This is a genomic window from Pseudomonas sp. LRF_L74, assembly GCF_965644255.1.
In the GTDB taxonomy this organism is placed as follows: domain Bacteria; phylum Pseudomonadota; class Gammaproteobacteria; order Pseudomonadales; family Pseudomonadaceae; genus Aquipseudomonas.
In genome coordinates this window covers 216,097-229,495 of sequence record NZ_CBFFRH010000002.1, presented here as the reverse complement: position 1 = coordinate 229,495, position 13,399 = coordinate 216,097, and the positions used below count along the sequence as shown (strand labels likewise).

The window sequence follows — 13,399 nt, the reverse complement described above, 5'->3', positions numbered from 1 at the left end:
ACACTCTCGATTGCCGGGCCAGAGCGGAACGCCGCCCGGCCCGCCCTACCGCCGCTCGGAAACCCAGGCCAGGTTCTACGGCGATGCCAATGACCGCGCCGCCTAGACCAGCCGGCGCAGAATCCGCTTGCGCACCCAGGCATGGCTGCTGACCAGCAGCACGCCCAGCAGGACCATGATCGCGCCACAGACGAAGTTCAGCGTCAGCGGCTCGCCGAGAATCAGCACACCGAAGGTCACGCCGAACAGCGGCGTCATGAACGACAGCACCGCCATGTTCGAGGCCAGGTAACGGCGCAGCAGCAGGAACCAGGCGAAGTAGCTGAGGAACGACACCACCACCCCCTGCACCAGGACGCTGCCGATGGCGATTGGCGTCCAGTTGACGGCCATCTGCCCGGTGGACAGGGCATAGCCCAGCAACAGCACCACGGCGACCAGCAACTGATAGAACAGCGTCAACGTCGCTGGCGCTTCGGACAGACGCGAGCCACGCACCACGACCGTCGTAGCGCCCCAGGACATGCCCGCCAACAGGCCGAACAGATCGCCCAGCAACATACTGGCGTCCCATTCGCCGTTGCCGCCGAAAGCCAGGGCAATGCCAAGGAAGCACAGGAAGATGCCGGACCACTGCAAACGATTCAGGCGCTCGCTGGGCAACAGCAGGTGCAGGCCGAGGGCAGAGAATATCGGCGCGGTATACAGAAACACCGCCACATGAGAAGCCGAAGAATGCATCAGGGCCAAGGCGATGAAAAAGAACTCCAGGGCGAACAACACACCGGCCAGCACCCCGCCACGCCAGGTTCCCGCCAGATGCCCCTGCCACTCGCGCTTGCACGCCAGCAACAACCCGACCAGCACAGCGGCGACCCCCGAACGCAGGGCCACCTGCAAAGCCGGCGCGATGTCATGCGCAGCCAGCTTGATCGCCACCTGCTGCATGCCCCAGATCGCACACAGCAGCACCATCACCCCAACCAGAAAACCGTCGGCTCCCTTGCGTACCACCACCATCATTCACTCCAACAGACTCAATCTTCGAGCGGATCATCCCAGAACGGCCGCTCACTTTCGTTGATGATGTCCGCTCTCGACAAGCCCAGATCCTTTTGCAGGTCGGCGCCGAGCATCGCCAGGTCGCGACGCTGCCTGGCAAGCTCGCGCCAGCGCCGCAGCCGAACGATCAACAGCGACCACCAGCGCAACCGGCTGGCAGCCGGAGCACGCGGGTGCAAGCGCTGGAAATTGCCGATGAAGCCACGCTGCCTTTCCATTCCGTCGCCCTCCTCTCAATAGGGACTGGCGACAGTCTCGCGTCGGCATTAACATCAATCCAACGAATCTTCCTTATCCAATCCATCTCGGGGATTGATGAATGGCGCATTATCCCAGCATCGACACGGAATTGCTGCGCAGCTTCGTGGCCATCGCCGACTGCGGAGGCTTCACCCGCGCGGCGGAAGCGGTCAATCGCACCCAGTCAGCGGTGAGCATGCAGATGAAACGCCTGGAGGACGACGTGATCCAGCGCCCGCTGTTCGAACGCGATGGGCGCCAGGTACGACTGACGCCAGAGGGCCAAGTGCTGCTCGGCTACGCACGGCGCATTCTCAAGCTGCACGGCGAAGTGCTCAACACGTTGCGCGAGCCGCACATGGTCGGCGCGGTACGTATCGGCACGCCGGACGATTATGTGATGCGTTTTCTGCCAAGCATCCTGTCGCGCTTCGCCCAGTCCTACCCGCTGGTCCAGGTGGAAGTACATTGCGAGCCCTCGGGAATGCTGCTGCAACGCAAGGATCTGGACCTGACCATCGTCACCCGCGAACCTGGGCGCGAGATTGGCCAACTGCTACGCAAGGAGCATTTCGTCTGGGCCGAAGCGGCTGGCTTCGCCCCTCACGAACAGTCGCCGATGCCGCTGGCGATGTTCAACGCCGATTGCTTCTGCCGGGCCTGGGCCTGCAATGCCCTGGATGCCGCGGAAAAGCCCTACCGCATTGCCTACACCAGCCCCAGCCTGTCGGCGATCTTCGCCGTGGTCAGTGCCGGACTGGCGGTCACGGCCCAACTGCACAGCCTGATCACCCCGGACATGCGCATCATCGGCGAGACCGAAGGCATGCCGGCGCTGCCGATGACCAGCATCGTGCTGCTACGCAATTCACAGACCCAGTCGCAGGTCACCGACACCCTCGCCGAGCATATCGTCGAGGGCTTTCGCTTGTGACTTCAGCGTAACGACAAGCCAATCGCACACACCACCAGAAAACCGCAAAACAGGCTGCGTAACAGGCGATCCGGCAAGGCATGGGCGATGCGCACGCCCCAGGAAATACTCAGCAACCCACCCGCCGCCAGGGCCAGCCCAGTGATCCAGGCGACCTGCCCATGAGCGGCGAAGGTGGCGAGAGCGACCGAGGTCGTTGGCAGCGCCATGGCCAATGAAAGCCCTTGGGCCACCACCTGGCTGAGGCCGAAGATGCTGGTCAGTGCTGGCGTCGCGACAACCGCGGCGCCGACACCGAACAAACCGCCCGATATGCCGCTGCAAAATCCAAGCACGCCCAGTTGGCTGGTCGTCGGCACACGCTCGCTGACACCTGCCACAGGGCGATACAGGCGCCAACCGTTGTAGGCCGCCAGCGCCAGCAAGAACAGCACGAAACCGTAGCGCATCAGGGTTCCCGGCAGATTCGCCGCAACCGTCGCGCCGCCCCAGGCCATGAAGAATGCCGGCAGCGACAACGCTGCCGCCTGTCGCCAGGCAATGCGATTGCGCTGGTTGTAGCGCCAGATCGCCAGCAACACATTGGGTACCACCATCACCAATGCGGTGCCTTGGGCCAGATGCTGGTCCAGACCGAAGAACACCCCAAGCACTGGAATGGCGATCAGCCCGCCGCCGATGCCGAACAGTCCACCCAAGGTCCCAAGGCCGAGCCCCAGAACGAAATAGATCAGTACATCAGTCCACAACATGCAGGCGTCTCCGTTTGAGATGCCCATGCTAAGGAACGCTGCCTGGCACGGAAACGCACAAGCAAGCAAAATGGCTATGCCATTTACGCAAAGAGAACAGGATGAATACCCGTCAGATCAGTGACCAGCTCGGCTTGTTCCTAACGGTTCTCGAGTGCGGAAGCTTCTCGGCAGCGGCGCGTAGCCAGCAATTGACGCCATCGGCGGTAGCGCGGCGCATGGACAAACTGGAACAGGCGCTCGGCGTGGCGCTGTTGCAACGCACCACCCATGCCGTGCGCGCGACAACGGCAGGCGCGGCTTTCGCCGAACGCAGCCGGCGTATTCTCAACGAACTGCACCTGGCCCGGGCCGAGGCGGTTTCCTTGAGCAGCGCGCCCGAAGGCTTGATACGCATCGATGCGCCAACACCCTTCGGCCGACGGCATCTGGCACCGGCCATCGCCGACTTCCTGGCGGTCAATCCGGGACTGGACGTGCAATTGCGCCTGATCGACAGTTTCATCGACCTGGAAGGTGACAACCTGGGCAAGGTCGACCTGGTGATCCGCATTGGCTCGCCAGCGGGCGGCCGTGCCATCGCGACGCCGCTGGCCTCCATGAGCCGCATCGCCTGCGCCAGCCCGGACTATCTGCGCCTGCGTGGCACACCCCTTTCGCCACTGGAGCTGGCCGAGCACGACGGCCTGGACTGGGACAACCTGTCGCCGACCCACGCCTGGCGCTTCGATGTCGACGGAAGGTTGCAGCTCTGTCGCCCCCGGCGCCTGCGCATGACCAGCAACAACTGCGAAACCCTGCTGCATGGCGCACTCAACGGCCTGGGCATCGCCCATTTCCCCACCTGGCTGGCCAGCGAATACCTGTTGCGCGGTGAATTGCTACCGCTGTTCTGCGATGACGGGCTGCCCGCGGTCGAGTCAGGCAGCGTCTACGCCCTGCGCCTGGAACGGGAAACCAGCCCGCGCGTGCGCCTGCTGCTGGCCTTTCTCGGCGGGCGTTTCGGTCACCCGCCGCCTTGGGACACCGCCCTGCAGCGGCGCTGGTCCCACGCAAGCTGATGGCGCCTGAATGAAAACGCCCCGCACAGGGCGGGGCGTTTCTTGAATCGATAGCGCTTACTTCTCGACGAAGGCACGCTCGATCAGGTAGTCGCCCGGATCGCGCATGCGCGGGGAAACCTTCAGGCCGAAACTGTCCAGCACTTCGCTGGTCTCGTCGAGCATGCTCGGGCTGCCGCAGATCATCGCACGGTCATCCTGCGGGTTGATCGGGGGCAGGCCGATGTCGTCGAACAGCTTGCCGCTGCGCATCAGGTCGGTCAGGCGACCCTGGTTCTCGAAGGGCTCGCGGGTAACGGTCGGGTAGTAGATCAGCTTTTCCTTGACCGACTCACCGAAGAATTCGTTCTGCGGCAGGTGCTCGGTGATGAACTCGCGGTAGGCGACTTCATTCACGTAGCGCACGCCGTGGACCAGGATCACTTTCTCGAAACGCTCGTAGGTTTCCGGGTCCTGGATCACGCTCATGAACGGCGCCAGGCCAGTGCCGGTGCTGAGCAGGTACAGGTGTTTGCCGGGGTTGAGGTCATCGAGCACCAGTGTACCGGTGGGCTTCTTGCTGATGAGGATCTCGTCGCCTTCCTTCAGGTGCTGCAGTTGGGAAGTCAGCGGGCCATCCGGCACCTTGATGCTGAAGAACTCCAGGTTCTCTTCCCAGTTCGGGCTGGCGATGGAGTAGGCGCGCATGAGCGGACGACCGTTGGGCTGGTTCAGGCCGATCATCACGAATTGGCCATTTTCGAAGCGCAGGCCCGGATCGCGGGTGCACTTGAAGCTGAACAGCGTGTCGTTCCAGTGATGAACGCTGATTACGCGTTCGGAATTGAGGTTGCTCATGACTCGATGGAGCTCCGCTATTGAATGGCGCCAGGCCCCATCCGGAGATGAGACGCAATATTGCGCGGTATTGTAGAGATCGCGAGAATATCTGTTAACTGGATTATCAAGATATAGGTTATCGGTTATATAGATATGCGATTCACTCTCCGTCAGTTGCAGGTATTCGTCGCCGTGGCCCAACAGGGCAACGTATCGCGTGCCGCACAAACCCTGGCCCTGTCGCAGTCGGCCGCCAGCACCTCGCTCACCGAGTTCGAACGACAGTCCGGCTGCCAGTTGTTCGATCGTGCCGGCAAGCGCCTGAGCCTCAATGCGCTGGGCCGGCAGGTGCTGCCACAGGCCGTCGCCCTGCTCGATCAGGCGCGCGAGCTGGAGGACGTGCTCAACGGCAAGAGTGGCTTCGGCTCGCTGGACGTTGGGGCGACCCTGACTATCGGCAACTACCTCGCGACCCTGCTGATCGGCGGCTTCATGCAGCGCCACCCGGAGTGCCAGGTGCGCCTGCACGTGCACAACACGCAACAGATCGTGCAACAGATTGCCCATTACGAACTTGACCTGGGTCTGATCGAAGGCGATTGCCAGCATCCCGATATCGAGGTACAGCCCTGGGTGGAAGACGATCTGGTGGTGTTCTGCGCGCCCAATCACCCGCTGGCGCAATGCCCGCAGGTATCCCTGGACGAACTCAGCCGTGAGGCGTGGATTCTGCGCGAACAGGGCTCGGGCACGCGACGCACCTTCGACCAGGCCATGCGTCATCATCCGACGCCATTGAACATTCGCCTGGAACTGGAGCATACGGAAGCGATCAAACGCGCCGTGGAATCGGGCCTGGGTATCAGTTGCATCTCACGCCTGGCCCTGCGCGATGCCTTTCGCCGCGGCAGCCTGGTGCCCCTGGAGACGCCGGATATCGACCTGCGCCGGCAGTTCTACTTCATCTGGCATCGGCAGAAATACCAGACGGCGGCGATGCGCGAATTTCTCGAGCAATGCCGCGAACTGACGCAAGGCGTCAAGCGTAGCGACGAGATCGTGCTGCCGTCGATTGCCTGATCAGGCAGACGCCTGCATGGGGCGGAAGCTGAAATAGTGACGCAGGGCCTCGACCATCTCGACGTATTCCGGCGGCGGTGCCACCAGGGAAAAACCCGAGTCGTAGCTACCGGGCGTCACGTCTTCCCGGCTCCACTGGCACGTGGCATAGAAGTCGATGTTGCGCACCTGGCCTTCATGGCAGGGAATCTTCAGGCGCATGTCGAAACGCGCGTTGACCAGCATCGGCAGTTGGCTGATCAGCATCAGCCCATCGAGGGAGACATTGCCGATGTAGCCCATCGGTTTATCGGTGATGCGATTGAAGACTTTCAGGTAGTACGGCAGCAGATGGCGATCGATGTGGCGTTGGACGTGCATGATGGCAATTCGCTACAAAGGATGATCGAGTATGGCCCGAGACCTGCCCGAATGCCAACACTCAATCGCCTCGCCTGTCCACATCGAACGACAGACGGCCGCATGGCGCATCGCCACCGGGAGCATCAGAGCGGCGCAGGCAACGCCTTCGCCGCGCTCGCATTGAGGTGCCCCAACTGCTGCAACGTATCGAGCCGCGCCTTGGCCCGGTAGGCGTATTCGCTGGTCGGGTAGCGGGCCACGATGAACTGATAGATCTGCGCCGCGTCCACGTACAGCACCTGGCGCTCCAGGCATTGGGCTCGGAGCATGGATATCTCCGGCTGGATGTAATTGCGCGAGCGACTCGAACGCTCGGCACGGGACAACTCCAGGATCGCCTGCTCGCAATTGCCCTGGTCGTAAAACTGGTAGGCAGCGTCCAGATGGGTATCCAGGGTGATACGGGAACAGCCTGCGGTGACGATCAGCAGGCCAAGCAGAACAGGGATGCGCATGTCGAACTCCTCCATATGGACGCTGTATCGACCGCCCGGAAAAAATCTTCAGTCGTGCACGAGTACATCCACCACGCACTGAAAGTAGTGAAAAGTAACCATGACTACAGTACAAGGCCGTAGTAGCCTCCCGCTACGCACTGCAAATGGAGTTACCGCATGACCCTGCGTCGTACCAAAATCGTCGCTACCCTCGGCCCTTCCAGCAACGCTCCGGAAATCCTGGAACGCCTGATCCTCGCCGGGCTCGATGTCGCTCGCCTGAACTTCTCCCACGGCACGCCCGACGAGCACAAGGCCCGCGCCCGCCTCGTCCGCGAGCTGGCGGCCAAGCATGGACGCCACGTCGCCCTGCTCGGTGACCTGCAAGGCCCGAAGATCCGCATCTCGAAATTCGAGAACAAACGCATTGAATTGAAGGAAGGCGACAGCTTCCGCCTCTCCTCGACGCATTCACGCACCGCGGGTACCCAGGAGGTGGTCGGCATCGACTATCCAGACCTGATCAAGGACTGCGACGTTGGCGATGAACTGCTGCTCGACGATGGCCGCGTGGTCATGCGTGTCGAGCTCAAAGGCGCTGAAGAGCTGCATTGCCGCGTGCTGATCGGCGGCCCGCTGTCCGACAACAAGGGCATCAACCGTCGTGGCGGAGGCCTCACCGCCCCGGCCCTGACCGAAAAAGACAAGGCCGACATCAAGCTGGCCGCCGAGATGGAAGTCGACTACCTGGCCGTTTCCTTCCCGCGCGACGCGGCGGACATGGACCTGGCCCGCCGCCTGCGTGACGAATCGGGCGGCACTGCCTGGCTGGTGGCGAAGATCGAACGCGCCGAAGCGGTCGCCGATGACAAGACACTCATCGACCTGATCCGCGCCAGCGATGCCGTGATGGTGGCGCGTGGCGACCTCGGCGTGGAAATCGGCGACGCCGAGCTGGTCGGCATCCAGAAGAAGATCATCGCTTACGCGCGCCGCAACAACAAAGCCGTGATCACCGCAACGCAGATGATGGAGTCGATGATCCACAGCCCGATGCCTACTCGCGCTGAGGTCTCCGACGTGGCCAACGCCGCCCTGGACTACACCGATGCCGTGATGCTCTCGGCAGAAAGTGCCGCCGGCGAATACCCGCTGGAAGCGGTACAGGCCATGGCACGCGTCTGCCTGGGCGCGGAGAAGCATCCGACCAGCAAGAAGTCGACCCACCGTATCGGCTTCAACTTCGAGCGCTGTGACGAAAGCATTGCCCTGGCGACCATGTACACGGCCAACCACTTCCCCGGCGTAAAGGCGATCATCAGCCTGACCGAGAGTGGCTACAGCCCGCTGATCATGTCGCGTATCCGCTCGTCGATCCCGATCTACGCCTTCACCCCGCACCGTGAAGCCCAGGCACGCGTGGCCCTGTTCCGCGGCGTCTACACGGTGCCGTTCGACCCACTCGCCTACCCGGCCGACAAAGTCAGCCAGGCAGCGGTGGACGAGTTGCTGCAACGCGGCGTGGTCGAGCCCGGCGACTGGGTCATCCTGACCAAGGGCGACAGCTACCACGGCACCGGCGGCACCAATACCATGAAGATCCTGCATGTCGGCGATCCGATGGTGTGATGCATGAAAAAGCCCGCGAAAGCGGGCTTTTTTCTATGCGCTACGATGGCTAGAAATCGTCCACCACATCGCCATCGTGAATCTTGTATTCCCTGCTTTGCAGATACGCATTGCGAATGAAGATGTACTTGTCGCCGCTGACCAGTTTTTCGACCTGCAACAGGCTGGCACGGGCATCGATCACATTGACACCACGGGTGACGTTGCGCGTGGGCACATGGTCGATGTACGGGTAAGGCCCGAGGAAGCTGTCCGGAATCTTCGCCGTCGCATCGCGCACCGTGCTCGGCCCGAGCAGCGGCAGGACCAGATAGGGCCCGCTACCGATGCCCCAGGCACCCAGGGTCTGGCCGAAGTCTTCGTCGCTGCGTTGCAAGCCCATCTTGCTGGCCACGTCGAAGAAGCCGAACAGGCCGAAGGTGGTGTTGAAGATCAAGCGGCTGGTGTCGACGCCGGCATCGTGGACCTTGCCCTGCAGCAGGTTGTTGGCCAGGTTGCCGACATCGCCGATGTTGCTGAACACGTTGTGCACGCCGTCTTCGAGAAACTGCGGCGTCACAGCCTGGTAGCCCTTGGCGACCGGCTTGAGGGCATAGGTATCGACCGTATCGTTGAAACGGAACACCGGGCGGTTGAACGACTCCCACGGGTCATCCTCGGCGGCCGCCATGCCCGGCAGGGCAGTCAGGACGGCCACGGCGCACAGGCGGCTGATTCGTTCGACCCAGCTAGCACCGGTCAGGCTCATTTGCAGTCTCCCACCACATCATCTGGAGCGGCCGGAAGTACCCGACCATTGGCCGCGAAGTATAAACAGCAGTACATGCCACGCGCAGCAAAAAGCCATTGATAGCGTGGATCAACGCCTACGGGGAAATTTGCAGTACGCTGCAATGAAACGAGGCGAACCTTGCCCCCCAAGGTCAGTCAATTCTCTGCAACGGAAGGAAACCATCATGCCCGAACGCCTGCAATCGCAACTGCGTGAACTGCGCGAACAGATAGCAACAGATATCCCCCTGGACACCGAGGACCGAGCGGCACTCTTGGAACTGATGCAGGAAATCGACCTGAAGCTGGCCAAGGAGCTGGCGAGTGACCCCGACGCCACGCTGGTCGACGGCGTCAACCTGGCCGTGGAGCGCTTCGAAAGCCAGCATCCGACGCTTGCCGGCACCTTGCGCAATATTCTGCAAAGCCTGGCCAACATGGGAATCTGACATTTCGACACAAAAAAGGAGGGCCTCGACCCTCCTGAAGTGGAGCATCACACCTTTTTCACGACAGGCCTGGCCAGAACAGCAAGACCATCAACAGCATGCCGCCATAGAAGCCGATCTCCAGGGTCTCGCTCAATGGCTGGATGCGCCGCAGTGCCCCATGAATATGTACAACGATCATCATGGCCGCGACTGCGCCCAGCACTTCGAAGGTGGCAAGCAGTGCCTCGCCGGTCAGCGCAGCGCGTAGCATCAGCACCTCGACGATGAGGATGAAAGCTCCCAGGCAACGACCAAAATAGATGGCCAGGTGCGTCTCGGCGGGGATCGCCCAGCCCATCAGGCGCGCCCATGTCAGCGGCACGCAAAAGATCGGCAAGGCGAAGACCAAGGTAGTTCCGACGGCCAGCCACAGGAGAAAAACCTGGGCGTGGGTATTCCAGAGTCCAATCACGGTGACGTCCTTTCTTGTCATTCGACAAAGGGGACGTGCTCATGCGTCCCCTTCGGCAGTCGCTGATCCTGGCGTTCTTACCAGCTGAGTACGGCACCCACGGCCAGCGTGTCGCTATCCTCGTTCAGACCACTGCCGCTGGCGGCATCGATCTTGTACTGGTTGTACTCGGCCACCAGCTTGAGGTTGTCGTTGATCGTGCGGAAATAGGCAATGCCGCGGGTCTCGTAGTCCGCCGCCACACCCAGGCCGTTGCCGTCATCCTCGGTCTTGCCATAGGACAGCGCCACGCGGTTCTTGCCGAAGGTGTAGGAACCCTGCAGCAGGTAGCCATCGCTGTCGATGTCACGCAAGGTCGGTTCGCCCAGGTTGTTGGTGAAGAACGGGTTGATGCCCTTGGCCTGGAAACCCGAAGCCGTCACCGAGAAACCGGCGACCTTCGCCTGTACACCGTAGCCAACGCCCTTGGACGTCACGTCGTCGACGTTGTCGTCAGTGTTCGACGAGGTCTGGTAGGCGCCGTTGAGCCAGGAGTAGATCGTCGCGCCGCCCAGGTCGAACTGGTAGCTGACTTCCGATTCGTAGCGTGGCTGGTCCTGGTAGGCCTTGCCCGCGGCGCTGTCGTCGTTGGTGTCGACCGGGTCCATGATGCCGATGGCGAAACGCAGCCCCTCGGCCAGGTTGTTATTGCGGTAAGTGATCTGCGAGGTCGGGAATGGGTATGGATAACCTGTGCCGATGTTGCCGAAGGACACACCGTTGCCATCCACCAGGCCCAGGGTATCGCTGACGTTGCCGTAACCGGCGAGCAACTCGTCGAGGAAGATATTGGAACGGGCGAACAGGCCGAAGTCCTTGCCCACCAGCACCTCGCCCCACTCCGGATTGCTCACGGTGCCGTAGAACTGGCGTACGTCGATGGCGGTATCGGTACCGTTGGTTTCGCTGTCGTTGATGGTCACCCAGAACGAAGCGCGACCACCGAGCTTGAGGTCGTCCATCTGCTTGCCGAAGTTGAAACCGAGCCAGTTGGGCAGAAAACCCATCTTCACTCGCGACTGGCGCCGGTCGAACTGCTCGCCCTCGCGATCCACCTTGGTATTCACATAGAAGGCATTGATGTAGCCATCGGTGGAAAAGGTGGTGTCATCCTTGTCGTACAGCATGATCTCGGCGCTGGCCTGTTGCGCGGCACCACAGGCCAGGGCGGCGGCGATGGAAAGAGGTAGAAGTTTGAGGCGGGCGATCTTGTTGTTGTTCATTGCGCTCTCCGATGCATGGAACGACTGACCCAGCAGTCGCGTCGGAGGGATTATTCGAAGCCACCCGCTACGGCCATACGCTGCCTTGGGCGCAATAGCCCCCTGCTTTGCGTGCGCGCCAAAGAGATTGCGCCGTAGCAATGCCCAAGGCGCTCGTTCGAAGGCAGCGGGAGGTCGTACGCCTGGGGACGGAGATGCACTACTTTGGAGCTGCTCCGGGCGTTCGACTTCGCTTTTTGCAACGCAGACTGGTTGGCTCCAGCGGAACGCCGCCGGACCACCAATTCCAGAATTCCTCTTGCCTCATTGCGGACCACGCTCGCAAATAGAAACGCCGCTTCCCCGAGGGAGAAGCGGCGTTGCTCGTGACTCGCGAAAGCCGCTGTCAGGGCTTCTGGTCAGGCTCGTGCTTGTTCAGGTCCAGCGCGGAGGAGCTAGCCGGTGCAGCGGGCTGCGGGTCCGGTTGCGGCTCTGGCTGTTTCTTCTTGAAGCCCAGGCGCTTGCCCAGCCAACCGATGATCAGCAGCGGGATGATCCAGAACTTCTTCAACAGAACCAGCAGCATGGCGAACAGGCCGGCCTTGGCCGCCACCTTGCCGGCGATCAGCGCGCCGATGCCATAGGCAGCCACCTTGTCCATGTCCGGATTGAAATCGGCATAGCGACTGCCCTGGTTGAACTCGGTCATGGCCAGGACGGTGGGTACGTTGCGCTTGATCTCTTGCAACTGATCCATGCCGGCGACGAAGTTCAGCACCAGTACGCCTTTGCGGCCCAGCACACGAATGTTGTAGTTCAAGGTGTTGACATCGCTGTCACCGAAACGCACTTCCTTGGCCCAGTGCAGTTTCTTGCCCTCGGCATCGTAGTGCGGCTTGTCCGCCCAGCCGATCAGCTCGACAGACTCGTAGCCGTTCTCGGCACGCCATTTGTTGTCTTCCCTGGTTTCACGCTTGAGGTCGGCAAGCATGTCGTCGTAGTCGGTGGACGCCGCATCCTCGTCGGAGACGTAACCGCTCTCCTCGTACTCGACCGTCACCGCCCAGGACTGCGCTTCCAGCGGCGAGATGCCGGCCGGCAACACCATGCCCAACGGCGCCTCTTCGTCCGGCGGGTTGCCCCAGGCCTCGGTCAGCACGCGCTCGGCATCGGCACCGTCAAGGAATACATAGTCGGCAGGCAGGTTGAGGGTCGCCAGGTCGTTGCCCAGCACGATCTTGCCAGTACGGAAATTCAGGCTGTCGAGAAATGCCTCTTCATCGAATTCTTCGCCCTGCTCGCTGCCTTCCTCGGCGGCGGTGGCGGCCTCAGGCTCGGAGGCGACGGGCGTGGCGGCATGTGCAGCAGGCATGGCACAGGCAAGCAGCCCGGCCAGGATCAGGTCCTTGATCGACATCGGTACTCCAGAACGTCGGTGGGTTGAAAAACCGTACCCTACCATCCTTTACAGGATATTTCGGCGATCTGGCGCAACCTTTGGATACAAACTCGACAAGTTCTTGTCTGTCGACTAACGCCAGGGCCGCTCTTCGGACTTGACCAGGCGGTGCTTGCGATTGAAACCCAGGGTCCAGCCCACGGCCAGTACGACCAGTTCGATCAGCCAGGCGACGACCAGCGCAAAACCCAGGGCCCAGGCGATGGCATCGGGCGAAAGCAGCACCTGGTAGGTGTAGGCCTCGCGGGTTTCCTGCAACAACGTGGCATCGGCGGATGTCAGCAGGTGGACGATCTGGCGATACCAGGACCCCTGCATGGCCAGCCATTCGTTCTCGAGCATTTCCTCGCGCTTGACCAAGCGCTCGACGCTGGCCGCGTCACTGCTCATCACCTCGTCCTGGCTGGCCCGGTAATGGGCGACCAGGGCATCGAGGTCATCCTGGAAGAAGCGATGAGCCGTCTCGCGAAAGCCTTTCAGCCCTTCCTCGGACTCGGCCTGGTGCGCCGACACCCGCTTCGCATAGTCGTCGATGAACCCCGGCACCTGGACACCGATCAGCAGCCCCAGGCCGAACGCCAGCAGTCGCACGTAGCTTCTGAACATCCC

The 13,399-nt window shown here is 61.8% G+C and carries 16 protein-coding genes; 5 read left to right on the top strand and 11 right to left on the bottom strand.

Annotated features, from left to right (window positions below):
* Positions 1 to 102: 102 nt before the first annotated feature.
* Together ACSZPK_RS05970 and ACSZPK_RS05965 are read right to left on the bottom strand one after the other, a co-directional pair.
* Positions 103 to 1,020 (bottom strand): DMT family transporter, encoded by a 918-nt coding sequence (locus tag ACSZPK_RS05970; protein ID WP_437880499.1) that lies wholly within the window; start codon positions 1,018 to 1,020, stop codon positions 103 to 105.
* A 17-nt stretch (positions 1,021 to 1,037) separates the two neighbouring features.
* On the bottom strand, positions 1,038 to 1,280 hold the full coding sequence (locus ACSZPK_RS05965) for a DUF1127 domain-containing protein (protein ID WP_437880498.1): 243 nt from the start codon (positions 1,278 to 1,280) through the stop codon (positions 1,038 to 1,040).
* Between the two features lie 101 nt (positions 1,281 to 1,381).
* On the opposite strand from ACSZPK_RS05965, the gene ACSZPK_RS05960 reads away from it, so the two are divergent.
* Entirely contained in the window at positions 1,382 to 2,236 is an 855-nt protein-coding gene (locus tag ACSZPK_RS05960; protein ID WP_437880497.1) for a LysR family transcriptional regulator, read from the top strand.
* A gap of 2 nt (positions 2,237 to 2,238) precedes the next feature.
* Here the strand turns inward: ACSZPK_RS05960 and ACSZPK_RS05955 are convergent, their stop codons facing one another.
* Complete coding sequence (locus ACSZPK_RS05955) at positions 2,239 to 2,988, bottom strand: sulfite exporter TauE/SafE family protein (protein WP_437880496.1); 750 nt, start codon at positions 2,986 to 2,988, stop codon at positions 2,239 to 2,241.
* 101 nt (positions 2,989 to 3,089) lie between these two features.
* Here ACSZPK_RS05955 and ACSZPK_RS05950 point away from each other — a divergent pair, with 101 nt between their 5' ends.
* Positions 3,090 to 4,049 (top strand): LysR family transcriptional regulator, encoded by a 960-nt coding sequence (locus ACSZPK_RS05950; RefSeq protein ID WP_437880495.1) that lies wholly within the window; start codon positions 3,090 to 3,092, stop codon positions 4,047 to 4,049.
* Between the two features lie 57 nt (positions 4,050 to 4,106).
* On the opposite strand, the gene fpr is transcribed toward ACSZPK_RS05950, so the two are convergent.
* The gene (gene fpr, locus ACSZPK_RS05945; protein WP_437880494.1) at positions 4,107 to 4,886 is read right to left on the bottom strand and encodes a ferredoxin-NADP reductase; all 780 of its coding nucleotides are present in this window, start codon (positions 4,884 to 4,886) and stop codon (positions 4,107 to 4,109) included.
* 135 nt (positions 4,887 to 5,021) lie between these two features.
* Between fpr and ACSZPK_RS05940 the strand changes: the two genes are divergently transcribed.
* The gene (locus tag ACSZPK_RS05940; RefSeq protein WP_437880493.1) at positions 5,022 to 5,948 is read left to right on the top strand and encodes a LysR family transcriptional regulator; all 927 of its coding nucleotides are present in this window, start codon (positions 5,022 to 5,024) and stop codon (positions 5,946 to 5,948) included.
* Here ACSZPK_RS05940 and ACSZPK_RS05935 read toward each other — a convergent pair whose 3' ends face one another.
* Entirely contained in the window at positions 5,949 to 6,308 is a 360-nt protein-coding gene (locus ACSZPK_RS05935) for a PilZ domain-containing protein (RefSeq protein WP_437880492.1), read from the bottom strand.
* Positions 6,309 to 6,433: 125 nt separating this feature from the next.
* Entirely contained in the window at positions 6,434 to 6,805 is a 372-nt protein-coding gene (locus ACSZPK_RS05930) for a tetratricopeptide repeat protein (RefSeq protein WP_437880491.1), read from the bottom strand.
* A gap of 159 nt (positions 6,806 to 6,964) precedes the next feature.
* Here ACSZPK_RS05930 and pyk point away from each other — a divergent pair, with 159 nt between their 5' ends.
* A complete protein-coding gene (gene pyk, locus ACSZPK_RS05925; RefSeq protein WP_437880490.1) occupies positions 6,965 to 8,416 on the top strand; it encodes a pyruvate kinase in 1,452 nt (483 codons plus the stop codon).
* A 49-nt stretch (positions 8,417 to 8,465) separates the two neighbouring features.
* Here the strand turns inward: pyk and ACSZPK_RS05920 are convergent, their stop codons facing one another.
* Positions 8,466 to 9,164 carry an MlaA family lipoprotein gene (locus tag ACSZPK_RS05920; protein ID WP_437880489.1) on the bottom strand — a complete coding sequence of 233 codons (699 nt, stop codon included), beginning with the start codon at positions 9,162 to 9,164 and terminating at the stop codon, positions 8,466 to 8,468.
* A 208-nt stretch (positions 9,165 to 9,372) separates the two neighbouring features.
* On the opposite strand from ACSZPK_RS05920, the gene ACSZPK_RS05915 reads away from it, so the two are divergent.
* A complete protein-coding gene (locus ACSZPK_RS05915; RefSeq protein WP_437880488.1) occupies positions 9,373 to 9,636 on the top strand; it encodes a DUF4404 family protein in 264 nt (87 codons plus the stop codon).
* Positions 9,637 to 9,694: 58 nt separating this feature from the next.
* Here ACSZPK_RS05915 and ACSZPK_RS05910 read toward each other — a convergent pair whose 3' ends face one another.
* From ACSZPK_RS05910 to ACSZPK_RS05895, 4 genes are all read right to left on the bottom strand, one after another.
* Complete coding sequence (locus ACSZPK_RS05910) at positions 9,695 to 10,090, bottom strand: hypothetical protein (RefSeq protein WP_437880487.1); 396 nt, start codon at positions 10,088 to 10,090, stop codon at positions 9,695 to 9,697.
* Positions 10,091 to 10,167: 77 nt separating this feature from the next.
* Positions 10,168 to 11,352, bottom strand: a complete 1,185-nt coding sequence (locus ACSZPK_RS05905) for a porin (RefSeq protein ID WP_437880486.1) — start codon at positions 11,350 to 11,352, stop codon at positions 10,168 to 10,170.
* 385 nt (positions 11,353 to 11,737) lie between these two features.
* A complete protein-coding gene (locus ACSZPK_RS05900; protein ID WP_437880485.1) occupies positions 11,738 to 12,748 on the bottom strand; it encodes a DUF2167 domain-containing protein in 1,011 nt (336 codons plus the stop codon).
* Between the two features lie 114 nt (positions 12,749 to 12,862).
* Positions 12,863 to 13,396 (bottom strand): DUF2937 family protein, encoded by a 534-nt coding sequence (locus ACSZPK_RS05895; protein WP_437880484.1) that lies wholly within the window; start codon positions 13,394 to 13,396, stop codon positions 12,863 to 12,865.
* Between the last annotated feature and the right edge of the window lie 3 nt (positions 13,397 to 13,399).

Coding starts and splice junctions, on each gene's coding strand:
- ACSZPK_RS05970 (WP_437880499.1), bottom strand. CDS start 1,020: ATGGTGGTGGTACGCAAGGGAGCCGACGGTTTTCTGGTTGGGGTGATG.
- ACSZPK_RS05965 (WP_437880498.1), bottom strand. CDS start 1,280: ATGGAAAGGCAGCGTGGCTTCATCGGCAATTTCCAGCGCTTGCACCCG.
- ACSZPK_RS05960 (WP_437880497.1), top strand. CDS start 1,382: ATGGCGCATTATCCCAGCATCGACACGGAATTGCTGCGCAGCTTCGTG.
- ACSZPK_RS05955 (WP_437880496.1), bottom strand. CDS start 2,988: ATGTTGTGGACTGATGTACTGATCTATTTCGTTCTGGGGCTCGGCCTT.
- ACSZPK_RS05950 (WP_437880495.1), top strand. CDS start 3,090: ATGAATACCCGTCAGATCAGTGACCAGCTCGGCTTGTTCCTAACGGTT.
- fpr (WP_437880494.1), bottom strand. CDS start 4,886: ATGAGCAACCTCAATTCCGAACGCGTAATCAGCGTTCATCACTGGAAC.
- ACSZPK_RS05940 (WP_437880493.1), top strand. CDS start 5,022: ATGCGATTCACTCTCCGTCAGTTGCAGGTATTCGTCGCCGTGGCCCAA.
- ACSZPK_RS05935 (WP_437880492.1), bottom strand. CDS start 6,308: ATGCACGTCCAACGCCACATCGATCGCCATCTGCTGCCGTACTACCTG.
- ACSZPK_RS05930 (WP_437880491.1), bottom strand. CDS start 6,805: ATGCGCATCCCTGTTCTGCTTGGCCTGCTGATCGTCACCGCAGGCTGT.
- pyk (WP_437880490.1), top strand. CDS start 6,965: ATGACCCTGCGTCGTACCAAAATCGTCGCTACCCTCGGCCCTTCCAGC.
- ACSZPK_RS05920 (WP_437880489.1), bottom strand. CDS start 9,164: ATGAGCCTGACCGGTGCTAGCTGGGTCGAACGAATCAGCCGCCTGTGC.
- ACSZPK_RS05915 (WP_437880488.1), top strand. CDS start 9,373: ATGCCCGAACGCCTGCAATCGCAACTGCGTGAACTGCGCGAACAGATA.
- ACSZPK_RS05905 (WP_437880486.1), bottom strand. CDS start 11,352: ATGAACAACAACAAGATCGCCCGCCTCAAACTTCTACCTCTTTCCATC.
- ACSZPK_RS05900 (WP_437880485.1), bottom strand. CDS start 12,748: ATGTCGATCAAGGACCTGATCCTGGCCGGGCTGCTTGCCTGTGCCATG.
- ACSZPK_RS05895 (WP_437880484.1), bottom strand. CDS start 13,396: ATGTTCAGAAGCTACGTGCGACTGCTGGCGTTCGGCCTGGGGCTGCTG.